Here is an 18,409-nt window from a genome sequence, read left to right on the forward strand (position 1 = left end):
CTCCCGCAAGAGCAATCGCGACCGTGTCGTTACGGAAAGCATCATCCAGTACATAAAAGTGATGAAGTGCTGGCAGAATGTAGCAATGCTCTACGCGAAGGGGATTAATGGGCACTAACAGTGGTCCAACCGTCCGAAGGCGGCGACTCGGCGCCGAACTCCGCCAGCTCCGTGAGGAAGCTGACGTGTCCGTCGATCAGGCTTGCGAACTCCTCCGTTGCTCAATTTCAAAGATCAGCAGAATGGAAAACGGCCGCGTACCGGTCCGGACCCGCGACGTCCACGATCTCTTGCAGCTCTACGGCGTCACGGACGAGACCAAACGCGAAGCCTTCCTCGCGCTTGCCCGCGAGTCTCGCAAACGTGGCTGGTGGCATACCTACCACGATGTGGTTCCTCCATGGTTCGAGATCTACATCGGCCTCGAAGGAGATGCCTCTTCGATAAGCGTGTACGAGGCGCAGCTCGTTCATGGACTGTTACAGACAGCCGAGTACGCCCGCCACGTCATCCGCGCCAACAACCCAGAGATCGTGGAGGAGGACCTGGAGCGCAGAGTCGCACTGCGGCTCGATCGACAGAGTCGCCTCACGCACGACAACCCTCCTCGGTTGTGGGTCGTCCTCGACGAGGCGGTGCTACACCGTCCGGTTGGCGGTACGGCCGTGATGCGAGCGCAGCTCGAGTATCTCATCAAGCGAGCGAAACTACCCAATGTGACTCTCCAGGTCGTTCCCTTCGTCGCGGGTGCCCACGCGGGAATGGGTAGCACCTTCGCGATCCTCGGCTTTCCGGACCCGACAGACCACGACGTTGTCTATATCGAGGAAGCGACAGGGAGCCTCTATCTTGAACGGGCGGCGGAAATTCGGCACTACCGGCTGAAGACCGACTACCTGTTGGCCGCCGCGCTTCGCCCCGACCAGTCCCTTGAGATGATAGCCAGAGTGACGGAGGAAATGAAATGACTGAAAACAGCATGTCAACCACAAGCAAGATCGATATCGATGCCGAGACGGCCGTGTGGCGCAAAAGCAGCTACAGCAATGGTGCCGGCGGCATGTGCGTAGAGGTTGCGGTCGCTGCCGACGGCATCCTCGTCCGCGATTCGAAGGACCCAGCCGGCCCGGTCCTGGCCTTCACCGGTGGCGAATGGGATGCCTTCCTTGCCGGTGTCAGGGACGGCGAGTTCGATCAGATCTGACCCGCCGAATCACAACCACGGGCCAACACGGTGCTGCCGGGCGGCCGGATGTCGCTCAGACCGCTCGGCACCGGAATGAACCCGGGACATACGGTCCCAGCGGCCAAAGAGAGTGCGATCATGGTTTTTCACTCGCCCGGAACCACCAAGCGGGCTAGTATGCCAAAAATCGTGTAAGCATTATTTTTCGTCTGGCCAGAGATCCCGGGTGTGCTGGATTTTTGCGTACCCTCAGGCTCACAAAGGAGCCTGAGGGTACCCTGCAAGGATCATTTCGGACAATCGTGGACCTATCTTTCCGTCGGCAGGCCACGGGCGGGCGGCTCCCGAGGAAGGCCCGCACCGAACGGATACGGCCCATGTCGTAACCGATCCGGCCGCGCCCCGGCCTGGACGTGATAAGAGAGGCTCCGGCAATAGGGCGTTCGATCAGGGAGCGGCGCCCGGGCGGATGGATCGCGAGGCTGCGGAGGGAGTCACCGGAGGTGTTGGGTGGCGACTGACGAGCCGGGGTACCCGTGCATCGCGCAGCGATGGACAGGGAGCGATGATGCGAAGCGCCGACCGGGCGGCGCGAGCCGGACAGTCCTATTGCCGGAGCCCCTAAGAGAGTATCTCGTCCAGATAGGCGAAGTTTATCGTGTCCGATATGCAGCAATTGTCATAATTTAGGAATGGCGAGGTGGGGCATCGACTCACCTGCGCCGTCGTCTGCACCTCCTGAGGTGGCTCTGATGCCGGGACGGTTCGACTCTTGCCCCGCCTCACCACCTCCAGAAGCTCGGCTGAACCATCGCAAACCGGAACCCCCGTGGCACGACGCGGCCGAAAAAGTAATCAGACGAGCGCGGATAGCAACATCATGAAAAAGGCCTTGCGATCGGGCCCCCGACAGCGCACTCTGTAGAGGTCGGGTCGGGTTGTGGTCCTTGCCTTGTGATCCTTTTCTTGTTGTCCGCTCGCTTTGCCGTCCTTCCCGTTGACGTAGTGTCACAAAATTTCGATTATCTCATCGGGTGCTGGTGCCCGTTGTCGCTATAGGGAGCGAAGCCGTCATGTACGCCATAGCCTGGGCAGAGGCCCGAAGGTCAGGGCGTTTCGGCCTTTCCCCCCATCCGACCTTTAGATCCAGTCAGCTTCGTCGATTGCGCACTGGCGGAACGTAGGCGATCGACCGTTTCGCGGGCAGGGTGCCAACTCCGTCGGCCCGGAAGCTCATTGATCCAAATCGCGCCTGGCGCATGTCAGGCGGATTTTTCGTCGTCCTGTTCCCGCACAACGGGAGGTGATCAGCGTGGCCACTGCCACGACGAACCTGCTCAACACCCCGCTTGAGGACCCGCGTACCGAGCGGGTGCGCCGCAACGCTCTTGCGGCGTACGTCGACGGAAAGATCAGTTTTGCCCAGGCGAACTCCCGCGTCCGCAGGGCAATGGAGCGATTTCAGCCCTAAGGCGTGTTTCGACAGTCAGCTGTCCGGCTCGCCGCGTCCAGGCTGCACCTGGCCGTGTTCTTGGCTGCACCGATACCGCTCCTCCGGTATCGGTGCAGCCCACAGCCTTGCCAGGAAGCTACCTGGACGCGGCTCCCTGATCGAAAGCCCGATCTCACACACGCTCTCAGACCGCTGCGGACTCCCGCGTGACACTCGCGGCACGGTCCCGACCGAGACCGAAGATCCCGATCGCGACCAGGCCGAGCGAAATGACAAATGCCGCCATCTGGGGTCCTTCTGGCGCCGTCTCGTCAAACAAGGTCAAACCAATCATGACCGGTAAAAAGGCTGAGACCCCGCTGGTCACTGGGAACGCGATCACTGCGGCCCGGCCCTGTAGGCCTCGCTGTTCCAGGCCCAGCGCAAGAACGGAAAAGGCGATCAGCACATAAGGGGTCGGTGTTGACAGCAGTCCGGCCAGTTCATGATTGTCCAGATACAGGCCGATCTGGCGAGTCGCCAGAGTCGCGATGGCGTAGCAGACTCCGGCCGACAGTCCGAACAGCAAAGCCGCTTGGGCGATCCGCCCCCCACGCCCCGCCCGGTTCGCCAGCCACGCCCCGACCGCTGTGAACAGCAGCCCACAAGCCAGGAACAACGCCAGATCATGATTGCTTGCTGGTGTGCCGACCTTGGCCCCGCTGCTGAAAGCGAGGGCCAACAGCCCAATTCCCGCGGTGAGGCACGCCATCCCACGCCAACCCACCCGGCTGATCCGCTCTCCCAGGTAACGCCGGGCCAGCAACGAGAAGACCACCATGTCGCCCGCCATGAGCGGAGCAACAAGAGCGACCGGCGCCACCGACAGCGCGAGTACCTCCAACAGGAACGACCCGGCTTCAACAGCGAGCCCAAGCAGCCACAACGGTCGCAATACAAGACGTAACAGCAGGCCAAGCCCCAACCCGCCACCGGGCGGGGCCTGGCGTGCCGCGACAGCCTGGATGAGCGGAGCCGTCCCATACAGCGCCGCCGACACAACAGTGACAGGGACGCCGACAACGAGCGCGTCGCTCACATGTCTTCCCGGACACGACTGATAACGGCCAGGATACGGCCGGTCTGGCCGTTACCAGCCATTAGCCAGCTCGACCTGACTGAGTGCGGCACCAAATGCCTGCTCCCAGGCCTCGGGCGTCCCGACCACCCGTACCGATGGTGGCTTGATACGGTCCAGCGCGGCGAGCGCCGAACGACGCAGGGACATGGCACCGGCGGAGGTCACGTCCGCGCGCCCCCGGTCGAGCTCAAGCTGCAGGTTGTCGCGGCCGTGGCCGGGGACGACGTCCAGCAACAGGAGGTCACGACCGATGACCCGCGCCTCGCTACAGGTGTCACCCGACGAGGTGACAACAAGATCACTTGCTGCCATCAGCTCGGGGATACGGTCGGTGAAGCCGAAAGGGATGATCCGTGGGTGCGTGTTCGCACGTTCTCGCAGGCGTGCCGCAAGCGAGACGTTGCGTCCAGCTACCACAAGCACCCATATACCGGCCTCGGCAAGTGCCTGAGCGCCCTCGACCAGCGGCCCGAGGCCCCAGGAACCCGACATCAACAGTACGCACCGGGCGTCCGCGGGAATCTCGAGGGCCGCACGGGCCGCCTCCTGTGTCGGTGGGTCATAGAACGGTTGACGGACCGGCGTGGGTACCACCGCGATCCTCGCCTCTGGATGGAAACGCCGGACGAACCGCGCCGCCGTGGTTGAGGTGACCAGATACAGGTCGGTATTTTCATGTACCCACAGTCGGTGGACACAGACATCTGTGCAGAACACCGTGGTCACCATCCGGGGATGTTCGTGCTTGATCCGACTGGCCGCGGCGGCCCCGGTGGCGAAGATTGACAACAGCAGCTCCACTGGCTGCTCCCGCAGTTCCACGCGGAGTTTGGGTACGAGAAAGCGTGACGAAGTCGCCTCGATCGCCCTCGCCAGCCCGCCGCCTGGACGCATCTGCGAAAAGTGCAGGGCATCATACAGCCCAGGAACGGCCAGCATCCCGCGAAAAACACCCTCACCCGCCGACCCGGCCCGGCCGCCCATCATGCGCAGGGAGTCCAGCGTGCGAGTGGAGAATCCACGCAGAGCCAGCGAGTGCGCGCAGGCCTGGGCCATGACGTCGTGGCCCATCCCGAGCGAGCCCGACAGCAAAAGCGCCCGCCGGCCAGGCTGGCCTTCCCGCCCCGTCGGGAAGGCCAGCGGTTCCTCCGTGTGATCGTCCGTCATGCTCTACTCGGAGGAGACCGGGGCGCCGACCCCATCAGCCCGACGGGCGGATACCGGCTGGTCACTCGTGGGCTGTCGGTCCGCCAGGTACCACTCGACATACTGCCTGACACCGTCGGCAAAGCCGGTGATCGGCCGCCAGCCGAGCAGCCTCTCGGCCTTCGCGTTCGATACCGACCGGCCCCGGAAGTCACCCGGGCGTGCCGGGACGTGTTCGATCTCGACGCCGGGGAAGTGATCCTGGACCGCCTGCGCCATAGCCAGCACGCTGACCCGTTCGTTGCCCTCGAGCGCGATCGTCTCATTACGGGCCGCGTCATCCATGGCAAGCACATGCGCATCCGCGAGGTCACGGACGAAGACGTAGTTACGGAACTGCTGCCCATCACCAGCGACGGTAAGCGGCTCCCCGTTGAGCGCCTTCCGCAGGAAGCGAGCCAAGACCAGCTCGTCGCGCATGCCCGGACCGTACGGGATGCCGTAGCGCAGGACCGTGAAGTCCAGGCCATAGGTCTGCTGATAACTCTGCAGGAGCAGTTCGGCCGCAATCTTGGTTGACGTGTAGACGTGGCCGGCACGGCTCATCGCGAATTCCACGTCCTCGGTCAACGACCGTGGATCATCCAAATCGCCCCCGCTGGCCCCATACACCCAGACCGTGCTCGCGAACAGCACGCGGCGCACTCCGGTGGCACGGGCGGCCTCGCACACGTTGGCCGTGCCCTCCACATTGAGGCGCACCGTTCGGATCGGATCGGCGAAAGCATGATCAACATTGGACATGCCAGCAAGATGGAAAACCATGTCACAGCCGGTAAAAACCGTGGTAAGCGCGGAGAGGTCCAGAACGTCCACAATCCGGTGGTCGGCACGTGGATCGGTCATGCGCGCATTCAGATCCAGCGAGATCACATCGTGGCCGGCGTCCAGGAGCCGGTCCACTACATGGGCTCCGATGAAACCGGAACCGCCAGTGACGATTATACGCATTGGTCATCCGTCCAAGATCGTCAGGTTTGGGGTCGGATCATCTGGTCGGACCTGATCGGAGTGGATCCCCGGTCAGATCGTGACCGTGAGGGTCTCGACGGCGGATGCCAGTGACGCAAGCACATGGTCCACCTCAGCTTCGGTCATGTCCGAATGGACGGGGAGGCACACATGCCTGGCGCACACATCCTGTGCAACCGGATGGTTACCCCGCGCATAAATCTCAAAAACGGGCTGCTGGTGCAGTGGCGCCTCGTACACCTCACCGGACAGCGACACACCGTGACGCTCCTTGAGCTCCTTCTTCAGTCGTGCCCGATCGATGCCCGGACGTGGCAATACGAGGTACTTGTAATAATTACTGCGCCCGCCGGTCGGCACCACAATCGGTTCGAGTCCCTCGATCTGGCCGAGGCCGGCCGTATAGCGAGCGGCTACCGCGTTGCGGCTGTCCAGAAACTCAGGCAACCTACGGGCGTGCACCAGACCGGTGACGGCGTGCAGTTCACTCATCCGCCAGGCGTAGCCCTGCTTGATGTGAACGTTCCCGAGAAATCCAGCCTTTCCCTGGTCCCGGAATATCACCGCCTCATCCCGTACTCGCTCATCAGCAGTGACGATCATCCCACCCTCGCCGCTGGTCACGACCTTCGTGGGATAGAACGAAAACGCCCCGGCCACACCGAACGAGCCCGCGTACCGGCCGTTATGGCTAGAACCGTGCGCATGGGCCGCGTCCTCGACCAGCAGAATGCCGCGTTCGTCACACAGCGACCTGATGTCGTCGACTTCAGGAGTGATTATCCCTCCGATGTGCACCAAGATCACCGCACGTGTGCGCGGCGTGAGCGCGTCAGCGACTGTAGCCGCGCTCAAGGCGAACGTCCTGGCCTCCACATCCGCAAAGACCAGATTCGCGCCGGCACGCAAGACCGCGAAGCCGGTCGCCGCAAACGTGTTCGTCGGCACGATGACGTCCGCATCCGCCACATCCACGGCACGGAGGATGATCTCAAGAGCCGCGGTGCCGCTACTGACTGCCACCGCGAATGGAACATCATGAGCCGCGGCGAACTCGGCTTCGAACTCCTTCGTATGCGCGCCGAGCGTCAACGCTCCGCTAGCCAGGATCTCCGAAGTCAACGACGCAATCTCCGCGCGATCGGCTTCGGGAAAGACGATCCGCGCCGCTGGAACCTGCACCTGCACACCCCCTTCGCTCCGCCCCACCTTGCTGTTCGCAACTGTCGCCGGTCCAGACACGGCGCAGCGCGACGCTACCGGTTCACCTACCTAAAAACCGTCAGGATCATTCTGCCGACGGCAACCTCCATGATCATCTTTTGGGACGCCGACCTGCGGGGCGGCGAACGAGCCGAGAATGAGCGCCGAGATCCCGATTTGCACCTCCATCGCGGCTAGCAAACAAGATAGACCATTGCCACCCAAATCCACCCGGACATCGACGGATGGCTCGCCTGAAGGGGCGACATAGTTCCACCACGAACACGCGGATGAATCACAACGATGCAACTATCACCCAACACGCCAATAATGGGCGCGTTTGACAACTTCATGACGACCAGTGGACACCTTCGCATCACGACAGCTTGGGCATCCAGAGATGAAAAATTGATCATTGCGCTATGACCGCGGAGTGCCTGATCAACGGCCAGCATGACCGGCCAGCGCGAAGAGAAGATCTACCACAATGGTGGGACTTCGATCGACCGACGGCTCAACGCGCCTGTCGGCAGAGACCCCGGCCTACCTGGTGTCTCACCGCGCAGGAACCGAAGCTGACCGTCATAGGCTCTGGCAGAGGACTGCGGTCGCGCCCCGGGGACCACAAAGCCCCGGCGAAGGGTAGACCATCTAGCGTACGGGGGGAACGCAGATCGTGCTACCACTTCGCCGGGACGCAAGGTAAGGATAGCGGCCAATTGAGCACGTCAACAGATGAAGCGGGCTGGGACTTTGGTCCCGACCTCAAGATCGATACTTTCTGGAGAGAATCAACTACAGAAAGATGTGATTCACACTCCTGGCAATGACTCCAGGCAAAATGATCATAATCGTGCTGGCACCTCCATGGATCTCGCTGGACCGCAGCGGAGTACATGCCAACGGACGGATTCCCGAGAGCGGTACCCGGGAAGGAACAGCAGCGTGACACAAGACAAGATCATAAGAGATCTCGCTGGCGTGGTCGGACTCATCGACAAGGTAGAACCCTTTATCGAGCTTGAGGACACCTCGACCCGCGACGAAGCCGCTCGTGAGATACGCAACGCGGGTGTGCGCTACGCACGAGTCGTCCACCTCGAAGAGGACATCATCCGCTCATCGATCATCACCTTGGATGACCTCGACAAGATCCGTAATCCGGCCCGGCCACTGGAAGAGGCGATCGATTCCTTTCTGCCCGAAATCTTCCTGGACTGGCGTGACTTCCTCACCAGCGCCGTCGACGACTCGCTGCGCAATGCGGCGACGGGTGCGACGATCACGGTCGAGGATGAGGGACGACCGCTCGGCGTAATCCCAATCACAACCATCGAGGCGTTCATCCATACCGACGACACGCGACCACGGTGAGCCTGCCACCGATGGCTACTAACAGTTACTACTGTTAACAGCTAGAGCGCCCAGGCATGACTTCGTAGAAGGTCACTTCGGATGCCGTATCGTCATAAAGCAACCAGTGGGACGGCTTGCCCCGCGCCGGGCCTACGTTGACCAGCAGGCGCCGCGCGCCACTCGGGTCGACCGGGGTTGGTACCCCTGGCATGACCGGCCGACGATGTGCCACCACGACGCCGGCCGGGCCGTTCATCTCCCCGAGCGAGGGCAGATCCAGCAGCAGCGTCTGGTGTGAATGGCCGACCATCAGGATCGGGACGTCGGGCAGCTCGACCAGCCGCGGGTAGAAGACCGCGGGCCACCCGGGACGAGCCGGCCCGTCCTCCCAGGAAAACTGGTGGCCGTGCATTGTCATGGCAGCCCCGAGCATCCGAGTTTCGGGCGCGGCAAGCAGGACATCAAGATCACCAAAAATCTGTTCGGACCGCAGCAGATCGCGGATCCGCCACTCCTGGTTGCCCAGGACCAGATCGACCCCGGCCAGCTCACGCCACAGTGCTGGATCCGGTTCCACCACGTCAGTGAGCTCCCAGTGGGTGGCGGCAGTATGGCGACGCCACGGCACCTTCGCCTCGAGGTAGTCGCCGAGGCACACCACCTGGTCGGCCCCGCGCTGCTGCACATCGCCAAGCACGCGCCGCCATGCTTTGCGCCTGCCGTGCAGGTCCGCCACGACCGCGTATCGCATAGAACCACCATCCACCGCTCATCGCCACCCCGCCAGATATGTACCCAGCCCGACGGGTGAGCACAAAACGGAGAACTCGGCTCATTGCCGTGGATTCGGTACACCTGCTTTCTTGGTATTGGTTACCTCGGGTGAGCGGATCAAACGATCGCAGCCATCGGGACCGTCCCGGCCGGCTAGTCAAGCCGACTCCGGTCAAACTGGATTACGACACCGTCCAGCACCGCATATCCGGAATGGCAGAACCTACATGGCAGATAGATCATGAACCTTGAGACTCCCGGATGGTTCCGCAGCGCACTCGAGCAACGGCCCGAGCGGCGCACGACCCAGGTCGACGGATGCCGGATCAGCTACCGGTGCTGGGGGGAGCGAGAGCGCCCGGGAATCGTTCTCGTGCACGGAGGGGGCGGGCATGCGGGCTGGTGGGACCACATCGCGCCACTGATTGACAACGAGTACCGAGTTATCGCGATCGATATGTCAGGCCATGGTGACAGCGGACGCCGCGATGAGTACAACCTCATCAGCTGGGCCACTGAGATCGTCAGCGTGGCACGGGACGCCGGCCTCACCGGCACACCGATCATCATCGGGCACAGCATGGGCGGCTGGGCATCGATCATGGCTGCGGCGAAGTTCCCGGAAAGCGTCGGCGGCATCATGATCATCGATGCTCCGGTCGCGGACGTCACCCCGGAGGAACGGGCCGCCCGCGAACGGACCGCATTCGGGCCACTACGCGTATATCCGACCGTAACCGATGCCCTGGCCAGGTTCAGGACCGTACCAGACCAGCCGAACATGCTGCCCTACGTTGTGAACCACGTGGCACGGACCTCCATGGGCGCGGTCGAAGGCGGCTGGACCTGGAAATTTGATCCGGGCATTTTCCGAGGACGCCGGCCGTCTTCGCAGATCCTCAAAGAGGTACGCTGCCGGGTCGCCTTGTTTCGAGCCGAGTACGGCCTGATAACGCCGGACATCGGCACCGAGATGTACGAGCTGCTCGGGCGGGTCGCGCCAGTCATCGAAATCCCGCTCGCGGGGCACCATGTCATGCTGGACCAGCCGTTGCTGCTGGTCACCGGCATTCGGACGCTGCTTGCCGACTGGCAACACTCGGTGCCCCAGAGCCGGCCGAAGGCGCAGGCAACCACCGCGTAACAGGCCAGTGAGCATATGATCATGCCTCTTCGCCGGCAATCGGAGGCCCAGGGCCCTGGCCGGGCAACCGGTGGTCACCATAACCGATGGCCCGGTGAACGTGGCATTCGTCATCGGGCTTGCCCGGATGTTCTTGAGCCCTCGGCGCGGTGCGCGGGGATCAGCCCGGCTCCGGTGTCCGCCAAGCGCCCGCCTACCTCCTCCGCCGCGCCGAGCCTGGATTTCGTCCCGCCGGCAGACCCGGCGATGAAGGATGCGAGCAGGGCGATCAACAGCATTACGATGGAGAACGCAAAGGTAGCGGCAAGACCATCGGAGAACGGCCCGGAGATCAGATTCGGAAAAAAGGCGCGGCCGGTTACGTAAGCGCCCGAGTCAGGTAGAGCCGACAGCGTCTGCGGCCCGAGAAGCTGCTCCATCGGATTGTATCCGAGAAAGGCTGAGAATAGAACGCCGATCGGCGGAAGCGTGGAAACAGTCCGCGCAACCGGCACTGGCACACCTTGGTCCACAAGCCCGTTGAACATGGTTGACGGCAGGCTACGCGAAAGCCCGATGACTATCAGTGTGAAGGAAAACCCGATCGAAAGCACGAAAGCGGCGTTCTGGAAGGTGGCGGCCATGCCCGCGCCAACGCCTCGGGTGTTCGCCGGCAATCCGTTCATCACGTCAGCCCGGTTCGGTGAAGAGAACAGACCGGTGCCCAGGCCATTGATGAGCAGAATCAGCGCGAATATCGGATAGGGGAAGTTCACCGGGATTACCATGAACAACACAAAGCTCACGATGACGATGGCCAGGCCTGCCATCGTGAACATCCGGGCACCGAAGCGGTCGGACAGCACGCCGGCAAGCGGTGCGGCCACCAGAAACCCGACCGTCAACGGAATCAGGTAAATTCCTGCCCATAGCGGAGTCTCCGCGAAACCGTAGCCATGCTGCGGCAGCCAGATTCCCTGTAGCCAGATGAGAAGGACGAACTGGAGACCGCCGCGGCCGAGTGACGCCAGCAGGTTCGCGACATTGCCAGCGGAGAACGACCGGATCCGGAACAGTTCCAGATTGAACAGCGGTTCGGCCACCTTAGACTCGATGACCGCGAAGGCGGCCAGCAGGAGTACGCCGCCGATCACCGCAGCCAGCACCCACGGGTTGGTCCAGCCCATAGTGCGCCCACCATAGGGCTGTATGCCATAAGTGATGCCGACGAGCAGCGCGATCAACCCGCCAGCGAACGTCATGTTTCCCCACCAGTCCATCGCTGTACGACGCCGCACACCGTTGTCCCGGAGTTTCGCATAGGCCCAGAAGGTACCGAATACTCCAAACGGTACCGACACCAGGAAGACATAGTGCCAGTTGATCGGGGCGAGTAGCCCGCCCAGCAGTAGACCGAGAAAGGTGCCGGCGATGCCGGCGACCACATTGATACCCAATGCTAACCCGCGCTGACGGGTGGGAAAGGCATCAGTGAGAATAGCCGTGGAATTTGCGACGAGAAACGCCCCGCCCACGCCCTGTATGATCCGCCAGCCGATCAGCCAGAGAGCGGCCGTGCTGCCGTGCATCCAGGTAGCGGCCAGCAGAATCGAAGAAGCGGCGAAGATCGCAAATCCGAGATTGTACATACGGACGCGACCGTACATGTCCCCAAGCCGGCCAAATGTCACCACCAGCACGGCCGTGACGACGAGGAAGCCCATCATCATCCACAACAGATAGCTGATGTTGCCAGGGCTCAACGGGTTGATGTCGATCCCGTGGAAGATGTCCGGCAGCGCGATCAGAACGATCGACGCATTGATCGTTGCCATCAGCATGCCGAGCGTGGTGTTGGACAGGGCGATCCATTTGTAATGCGGACCCAACGTAATCGGGCGATTATCCATTGCCGATGGTCGAATAGTCCGCATATTGTCCGAAATTTGCTGGTCCATGCAGCCCGAGTCCCGCACTTCGCCGCCCTCCACGCACGCCACTCGCCTCACTCGAAAACTTGCTTAGTAAGACTAAACAAGTAACACCAAAGTTGGCGAGGCGAGAAGTGTGAGATTGGCCCGGAGTTCCCCGGAAGTGACCCTGGCCAGCAGTTCGGCAAAAAAATCAGGAATAATGGGGACTAACTGGGCAAAACTATCGGATGTCCCAGAAGCACGAAAACGGCGATGGGCTCCCTCAAGACACTTCGAGGGAGCCCATCTGGACGCACAGGGTGGAATCAGGTACAGCAGCCACCGCCGCAGCAGGCGCCCCCCGACGCGGCAGGCTGCGGCGAAGCCGGTCTGGAAGAGGGCGCCGCTGACCCCGCCCGGGTCACCGCGACCGCGGTGAACACCCTGCCGGTGTCGGTGTGACCACCCGGGCACGGCGTGCTGGCGGCGGCTGTCTCAGTGATCCCGCGCCGCACCTCAAAGCTGGTGTCGCACGTGCGGCAACGGTATTCGTATGCAGGCACACTCCTACTTTACGCCAACGACGCGGCGTCGGCGGTCAGCCGAACTGAACTGGCTGACCGGTCGCCTCCAGGACCGACAGCCAGAGATCGCCGGCGGGGTCAACCTGGCTGCGATGGCTGATAGCCAACGGGATCGGGACGTGCACGAACCTGCGTCGCCACCGGCCGACCACCATCTCGGTACGGCCTGACATCGCCGCATGCACCGCGGCGTGCGCCAGCCGGATGCAGTACACACTGTCATACGGATTCGCCGGTACGCTGCGGATCATATAACTCGGATCAATGTATTTCAGATTCAGCTCCATGTCCACCGCGCCGAAATATTCCGTCACCCGCCTGTTGAGGAGCGGGCCGACGTCCCGTAGCTTGATATTGCCGGAGGCATCGCTGCCCTGTGATTGCTGTCCCTGCTCCTCTTGGGCGAAAAGCTCCTGCCCGGCGCCCTCCGCGACGACCACGACGGCGTGGCCCCGGTCCTCGACCCGTCTGTGCAGGAAGTTCAGCAGCCCGCCTTCGCCTTCGAAGGCGAAGGGCACCTCGGGGATGAGCACCACGTCCGCATCGCTGTTCGCCAGCGACGCGTAACAGGCGAGAAAGCCCGAATGGCGGCCCATCAGCTTCACCACGCCGACGCCGTTGGGTGAGGATGTCGCCTCGACATGCGCCGCCCGTATCGACTCGGCAGCCTTCCCGAAGGCGGTCTGAAAACCGAAGCTCTGGTCGATGTACGGAACATCATTGTCGATGGTCTTCGGCACACCGACAACGGCGATCTTATCGCCTCGCTCGCCCGCGATACGGGCGATCTCGAGCGCGCCGCGCAGTGAACCGTCACCGCCGATGACAAACAGGATGGTAATACTCATCCGTTCCAGACAGTCAACGATCTCCTCCGGGTCCTGTTGCCCGCGCGAGGTTCCAAGAATTGTTCCGCCGTTCTCGTTGATAGTGCCGACGAGCTCGGGGGTCAGGTCCAGGACGCTGTGGCCGTAGCGGGCGATGAACCCCTGATACCCGTTGCGGAAACCGAAGATCCGAGTCACGCCGTAGTGTGAGGTCAATTCGAACACCAGCCGCGGATAACATCGTTCAAACCTGGGCACAGCCCCCCGCAGGTGACAATTCCGACCCGCGTCTTGGATGGGTCGAAAAAAATCTTTCGCCGGGGCCCGGCCGGCTCAAATCCCGGGAAGAGCGTCGATCGGCATATCACGTTGCGTAACCAGAGACAACGTATCGTCAAGGAGTACCCGGTCGTCTTCATCCACATAATGCTGGGTCGTTCGCTTGTCACCGATCAGCGGCGCAAGCGGCGAAGTGATCCGGCAGGATCCCAGCACCCTTACCGAAAGTTCTTGGCCGTCAGCCATCAGTAACGCACCCTTGTGACCATCGGCAGCGCGAAGAGAATGGCCCCGGATGACCTCGGAGCCTCTCGGTGATCGCGCCATCCCTGCCCGACTGGCGGACCGGCTTTGTTACCGACGCGAAACAGAGATTTCCGGGTGGGTGACACCACGATTGTCAAATCTCCTTTCTCGCCCACTCGTGTCAAAGAGTACCGGTCCAGCCACCAGCACCGAGGAGGAGGCTCGTGAACATGTTTTCGCCGTGCGCCAGACGAAACCCATGCTTTACTGGTCGGACACATCGTGCCCCCCGGGTCGGGCTCACCTGTCACCGTCGGCGGGCATCGGCTGGCCGACCAGCCGCAGGTCGCCATCGATGTTCATCCCACCGCCGGCTGGCGTGCACGCCAGCCGGATCGCCGTGGCAACGCGGCCCCTACCCGAAAAAAGTGAGATCCATTACAAAACGCCCGCCAGCGGCCGACCCGCCAGTAGGCACAGATCCACCGATGCTCACTCGCCCTGGCCGACCGAGATGGCTGATTCGGACGCGGACACTGGCAGCCCGCCGGAAACCGCGATCATGCGGCCCGGCGCGGGCAGCCGCTCGGCGATGAGCAACGCGAGGTCGTCGTGCAGGTTCCCCCCGACATGGCCGTGCAGATGAGCCACCAAAGCGTCCAGCACGGTGTCCAGAGTGGCCGCTGCCAGCTCGGAAAAATGATCTTCAAGGCTAAAAAACGTCCGGTTGCTGTCACGAGCCTCGATCAGGCCGTCAGTGAACAACAGCAACCGGTCGCCCAGGCCCCAACTGCTGATGGTTGCCGTGAAGTCCTCCGCGATGCCCAGCGGAGGACTGGGCTCGATGATTGCCAGCGGGCGGGCTGAGTCCCCGGACAGCAGAATCGGCGGCGGATGTCCAGCAGAGATCATTCGCAGCGTACCGTCTGGTTCGATGTCGACAAGCAGAGCTGTGACGAAATCCTCGGCGCCCGCTTCCCGGGAAACCGCTCGGGCGCAGGCAGCGGCAACCCGCTCGATCTCCGGGTAGTGGACGGCGCCCTCACGGAAGGCACCCAGCACAACCGTGGTCAACCGGACCGCGGGCAGACCTTTCCCCTTCACGTCCCCAATGATCATTCGTGTGCCACCGGATACCGTCACAACCTCGTAGAGATCCCCACCAACCAGGGTCTCGGCCGTGGCGGACAAATATCGAGCGGCGAACGCGATCCCGTCCACAGCCGCGGGTACCACTGGCAGGAGCGCACGCTGGGCAACCTCGGCAACGGCACGTGCCCGCCCGAGCTCCCGTTCTCTACGCCGCCGGGTGACCGCGACGTAGATCGCTACAGCGCCCTGGACCGCGACGAGTACACCTGCGGCGACATGCTGCCCGGTATCGAACCACCGATCCCATGCGCCCGACGCCACGGCCGCGGCCACCGCGGCGAACCCAGCGACAACGGTGACCAGCGTCGAACTGGTAGCCGAGGCGAGCAGCGGCACCAGGCCGTAGAAGCCGGTCAGGTCGATCCCGGGGATGACGACATCGGCGGCCACGAGAAGCCCCAGCAGACCCAGCAGGCCTCCATCGGCCGCCACGACCGCACTTCCACATGTCCGCATTGTCCTCATCATGTACACAACCAACGAACGAGGAAACGCTGTTGACCACGATGCGACCACCATTGGAACGCTACGTGTGCCGCGGCCGCAACCGGAACCGGAAGCGGCTGCCGGCCATCATCCACCGGCGGGCGAGGCCGAACGCCACGCCGGTACCGGATGAGTTGTATCGGTACGGCCAAGAAGGCGGCCAGGGGCTGCCTGGGCGTGGCGAGCCGGACAGACGGCTTCCGAAACACGCCCCGGAGAGCCTCCGGCGGCGCGGCCATACCGCAGCGCGCTGCCGGAGGCTTGTGCGCGAAGTGACAGCAGAACGGTCAAAAATCAACTACAAGACATATAAGGCACAACATTAACTAACAGTAGTAGACATGAGCACATCAACTATGCACCATCAGGGGCAATATGGACAACGGACACCCCATTCGGGGCCGATCTCAGGCGGGGACGAAGAAGCTGGCCCCGACCGCTAGACGCCCGCTGACAGGCATCCGCGGCAGGTCGCGCCACCCGGCCCATCGCGGTCGCACCGCTGGAGCCAGGCCGAGGGCGGTCACCACAGCCTGCGGCGCGCCCACACCGGGAAACCGCCCCGCCGGGCCAGCCGCCGGCATCCGGCTGGCGGTAGGTCAACGATGGCGGAAGTTTCAGCTGCGGGTGAAGGCCCTGGCGTCCGAACGGAAGCGATCGAGTTCATCCGCGCTGATGGTCGGTCGCGATGAGCGCGCCGCCGCCAGAAGATCTTCGGTGGTCACCGGCAGGCGCTCACCCTTGTCGACCGCGCGGTGGAACGCGGCCGCCACGGCTCGCTGCACGGTGGATGCAAGATCAGCGGGTGTGAACAGCTCAGTGGCCGCGACAACCGGTTCGACGTCCACCTGCTTGTTGTCGATCCGCTCGAGGAAACGATCGAGTAGAAGACGACGGCCGGGGGCGTCCGGTGGTCCCACCGGAAGGACAAGATCGAAGCGTCCGGGGCGGATGAACGCCGGGTCCAGCGCCGCGATCGAGTTCGTCGCACAGATCAACAGACGCCCTGGGGAACTACGGAACTGTGGGATGGCCTTCAGCAGCTCATTCACCACCGACTGGCTCTCCGGCCCGACGGCTTCCCGGGACTGCGCGATCTCGTCCACCTCATCGATGAACACCACGACTCGTTCGACCTGCATGAGTTCGGTGATGGCCGTACGCAGCTCGGCCGCGAGGTTGCCACCGCTGCCGGCCGCGACCAGCCGGGATGGCAGAAGTTCCACGAACGGCCACTCCAGACGTGCCGCTACCGCCCGCGCGAATGACGTCTTCCCGGTACCCGGTGGTCCGAACAGAAGCATGGTCGTCGGTGTGACCACCCCATACGTCTCCGCCAGCTCGTTCTCCTTGATAGGCAGCAGCAGGCGCTGTTCCACCAGTTGCTTGCCTTCGGCCATGCCGGCCAGACTGTGCCATTCCGCCGCTGTGAGCAGGGTGCCGCCCCAGCGCTCCACGGTCGTGACGTCGACCGGCCGCAGTGGCTCGTACTTCTCATAGAGTGTGAGCCCGGTCTTGACGAAGCCCCGGTTCCGGAAGGCGAGTTCCCCGAACTGCCCCGACGCGAGCAAGGTGGTTATACGGCGATGACCAGCGTGAATCAGCTGGTTCTCCAACGCCTGCAGAAGCGCGGACCCGATACCTCGGTATCGCCACGCAGGCGAGATTGCCAGCGCAAGTACCCGGGCATAGCCTTGTTCGTATTTTCCGACCGCGACGCCGACGAACTGATCGGGTGTGACGGCGACGACAGCGGGAGTGTCCTCGCGCAGCGCGAGAACTGTGTCGGTCAGGTCAAAAGACGGCCCTTCTTCGTCAGATCTGACCTCCTCAAGCAGACGAACCGTAGCGGTGTGATCGGTGGTGTCGTAGGATCGCACATGCCAATTGGTCATGACCGACTCCTTTCACTCGTGTCACTCGTGCGCAAGTACGGGTCAGTTACCTGTCGCGTCGTTTCCACTCGTGTTACCACTCGGGCAGCGGCAAGGAGCCCGCGGCGCAGGCTCGAAAGGAGCAGAATTAACCAGCCGGCGCGGGCTATCCATCCGCGGAGGGGAGCGGTAGATTGCCCGCGCCGGGGTCTCACCCGGGGTTCGCGACCGTTGTCAGCGACCACTCCGGGGAGCTTTTTTCGGCCACGCTGGCCTCAGCCACCGGCCAAAGAAGTCGGGCCCGTTACTCTTTTCACACCGTCGGGGGGCCGGGCCCGCTCAGACCACGGCGGCGGACGCCGCGGGTAACGTCCTGGGCTCCGTACCGCGGCTGCCCTGGCCGGCCCCCCGCATCGGGTGGAGACCCACGCGGTGTTATGCCCCGGCGATTTTCGGCCGGTTTTTCAGTGACCCCGGGGATGCGGCCAAGGTGGCACCAACCGAGAGTCGACCAGTTCGTTGCGGAAACAGTTGTCCCACGTCGGGCATATCGATCGAACATCTGACGGCACCATCGCGTCAGTGCGGTGAGGCCTCGGCGGAACATTCCTCGAGGTGCCCTCCCCTGCCCTCGCGGACGGCCGACAGGCGTTGT

The 18,409-nt window shown here is 63.0% G+C and carries 14 protein-coding genes and 1 pseudogene; 5 read left to right on the forward strand and 10 right to left on the reverse strand.

What is annotated here, in order from left to right:
• The first annotated feature begins 107 nt into the window (after positions 1-107).
• The 3 genes from MJ785_RS04050 (at position 108) to MJ785_RS04060 (ending at position 2,657) form a co-directional block, all read left to right on the forward strand.
• Complete coding sequence (locus tag MJ785_RS04050) at positions 108-968, forward strand: helix-turn-helix transcriptional regulator (RefSeq protein ID WP_239307834.1); 861 nt, start codon at positions 108-110, stop codon at positions 966-968.
• On the forward strand, positions 965-1,204 hold the full coding sequence (locus tag MJ785_RS04055) for a DUF397 domain-containing protein (protein WP_239307835.1): 240 nt from the start codon (positions 965-967) through the stop codon (positions 1,202-1,204). Before MJ785_RS04050 ends, MJ785_RS04055 begins: the two co-directional genes overlap by 4 nt.
• A 1,294-nt stretch (positions 1,205-2,498) precedes the next feature.
• Entirely contained in the window at positions 2,499-2,657 is a 159-nt protein-coding gene (locus MJ785_RS04060; protein ID WP_239307836.1) for a hypothetical protein, read from the forward strand.
• Between the two features lie 166 nt (positions 2,658-2,823).
• Here the strand turns inward: MJ785_RS04060 and MJ785_RS04065 are convergent, their stop codons facing one another.
• From MJ785_RS04065 to MJ785_RS04080, 4 genes are all read right to left on the reverse strand, one after another.
• Entirely contained in the window at positions 2,824-3,717 is an 894-nt protein-coding gene (locus MJ785_RS04065; protein ID WP_239307837.1) for a hypothetical protein, read from the reverse strand.
• Positions 3,718-3,768: 51 nt separating this feature from the next.
• On the reverse strand, positions 3,769-4,926 hold the full coding sequence (locus MJ785_RS04070) for a glycosyl hydrolase (protein ID WP_239380060.1): 1,158 nt from the start codon (positions 4,924-4,926) through the stop codon (positions 3,769-3,771).
• A 3-nt stretch (positions 4,927-4,929) separates the two neighbouring features.
• Positions 4,930-5,916, reverse strand: a complete 987-nt coding sequence (locus MJ785_RS04075) for an NAD(P)-dependent oxidoreductase (protein WP_239307839.1) — start codon at positions 5,914-5,916, stop codon at positions 4,930-4,932.
• A 72-nt stretch (positions 5,917-5,988) separates the two neighbouring features.
• Complete coding sequence (locus MJ785_RS04080) at positions 5,989-7,119, reverse strand: DegT/DnrJ/EryC1/StrS aminotransferase family protein (RefSeq protein ID WP_239307876.1); 1,131 nt, start codon at positions 7,117-7,119, stop codon at positions 5,989-5,991.
• A 966-nt stretch (positions 7,120-8,085) separates the two neighbouring features.
• Here MJ785_RS04080 and MJ785_RS04085 point away from each other — a divergent pair.
• Positions 8,086-8,514 (forward strand): hypothetical protein, encoded by a 429-nt coding sequence (locus tag MJ785_RS04085; protein WP_239307840.1) that lies wholly within the window; start codon positions 8,086-8,088, stop codon positions 8,512-8,514.
• Between the two features lie 34 nt (positions 8,515-8,548).
• On the opposite strand, the gene MJ785_RS04090 is transcribed toward MJ785_RS04085, so the two are convergent.
• Positions 8,549-9,247 carry a metallophosphoesterase gene (locus MJ785_RS04090; RefSeq protein ID WP_239307841.1) on the reverse strand — a complete coding sequence of 233 codons (699 nt, stop codon included), beginning with the start codon at positions 9,245-9,247 and terminating at the stop codon, positions 8,549-8,551.
• Between the two features lie 264 nt (positions 9,248-9,511).
• On the opposite strand from MJ785_RS04090, the gene MJ785_RS04095 reads away from it, so the two are divergent.
• The gene (locus tag MJ785_RS04095) at positions 9,512-10,414 is read left to right on the forward strand and encodes an alpha/beta fold hydrolase (RefSeq protein ID WP_239307842.1); all 903 of its coding nucleotides are present in this window, start codon (positions 9,512-9,514) and stop codon (positions 10,412-10,414) included.
• 110 nt (positions 10,415-10,524) lie between these two features.
• On the opposite strand, the gene MJ785_RS04100 is transcribed toward MJ785_RS04095, so the two are convergent.
• The 5 genes and pseudogenes from MJ785_RS04100 to MJ785_RS04120 form a co-directional block, all read right to left on the reverse strand.
• Positions 10,525-12,303, reverse strand: coding sequence for an MFS transporter (locus MJ785_RS04100; protein WP_370651383.1), 1,779 nt, complete (start codon positions 12,301-12,303; stop codon positions 10,525-10,527).
• Between the two features lie 329 nt (positions 12,304-12,632).
• Entirely contained in the window at positions 12,633-12,869 is a 237-nt protein-coding gene (locus MJ785_RS04105; RefSeq protein ID WP_239307843.1) for a zinc ribbon domain-containing protein, read from the reverse strand.
• Between the two features lie 35 nt (positions 12,870-12,904).
• A pseudogene (locus MJ785_RS04110) lies at positions 12,905-14,242 on the reverse strand (ATP-dependent 6-phosphofructokinase).
• 492 nt (positions 14,243-14,734) lie between these two features.
• Positions 14,735-15,826: a PP2C family protein-serine/threonine phosphatase gene (locus tag MJ785_RS04115; protein ID WP_239307845.1), complete on the reverse strand. Its 1,092-nt coding sequence runs from the start codon at positions 15,824-15,826 to the stop codon at positions 14,735-14,737.
• 671 nt (positions 15,827-16,497) lie between these two features.
• A complete protein-coding gene (locus tag MJ785_RS04120) occupies positions 16,498-17,775 on the reverse strand; it encodes a GNAT family N-acetyltransferase (RefSeq protein ID WP_239307846.1) in 1,278 nt (425 codons plus the stop codon).
• Positions 17,776-18,409: the final 634 nt, after the last annotated feature.

It is taken from the genome of Protofrankia sp. CiT1 (assembly GCF_917627335.1).
Taxonomy (GTDB): Bacteria; Actinomycetota; Actinomycetes; order Frankiales; family Frankiaceae; genus Protofrankia.

What these genes read in the sequence shown, in the direction of transcription:
- MJ785_RS04050 (WP_239307834.1), top strand. Translation starts at nt 108, where the DNA reads ATGGGCACTAACAGTGGTCCAACCGTCCGAAGGCGGCGACTCGGCGCC.
- MJ785_RS04055 (WP_239307835.1), top strand. Translation starts at nt 965, where the DNA reads ATGACTGAAAACAGCATGTCAACCACAAGCAAGATCGATATCGATGCC.
- MJ785_RS04070 (WP_239380060.1), bottom strand. Translation starts at nt 4,926, where the DNA reads ATGACGGACGATCACACGGAGGAACCGCTGGCCTTCCCGACGGGGCGG.
- MJ785_RS04075 (WP_239307839.1), bottom strand. Translation starts at nt 5,916, where the DNA reads ATGCGTATAATCGTCACTGGCGGTTCCGGTTTCATCGGAGCCCATGTA.
- MJ785_RS04090 (WP_239307841.1), bottom strand. Translation starts at nt 9,247, where the DNA reads ATGCGATACGCGGTCGTGGCGGACCTGCACGGCAGGCGCAAAGCATGG.
- MJ785_RS04095 (WP_239307842.1), top strand. Translation starts at nt 9,512, where the DNA reads ATGAACCTTGAGACTCCCGGATGGTTCCGCAGCGCACTCGAGCAACGG.
- MJ785_RS04100 (WP_370651383.1), bottom strand. Translation starts at nt 12,303, where the DNA reads ATGGATAATCGCCCGATTACGTTGGGTCCGCATTACAAATGGATCGCC.
- MJ785_RS04120 (WP_239307846.1), bottom strand. Translation starts at nt 17,775, where the DNA reads ATGACCAATTGGCATGTGCGATCCTACGACACCACCGATCACACCGCT.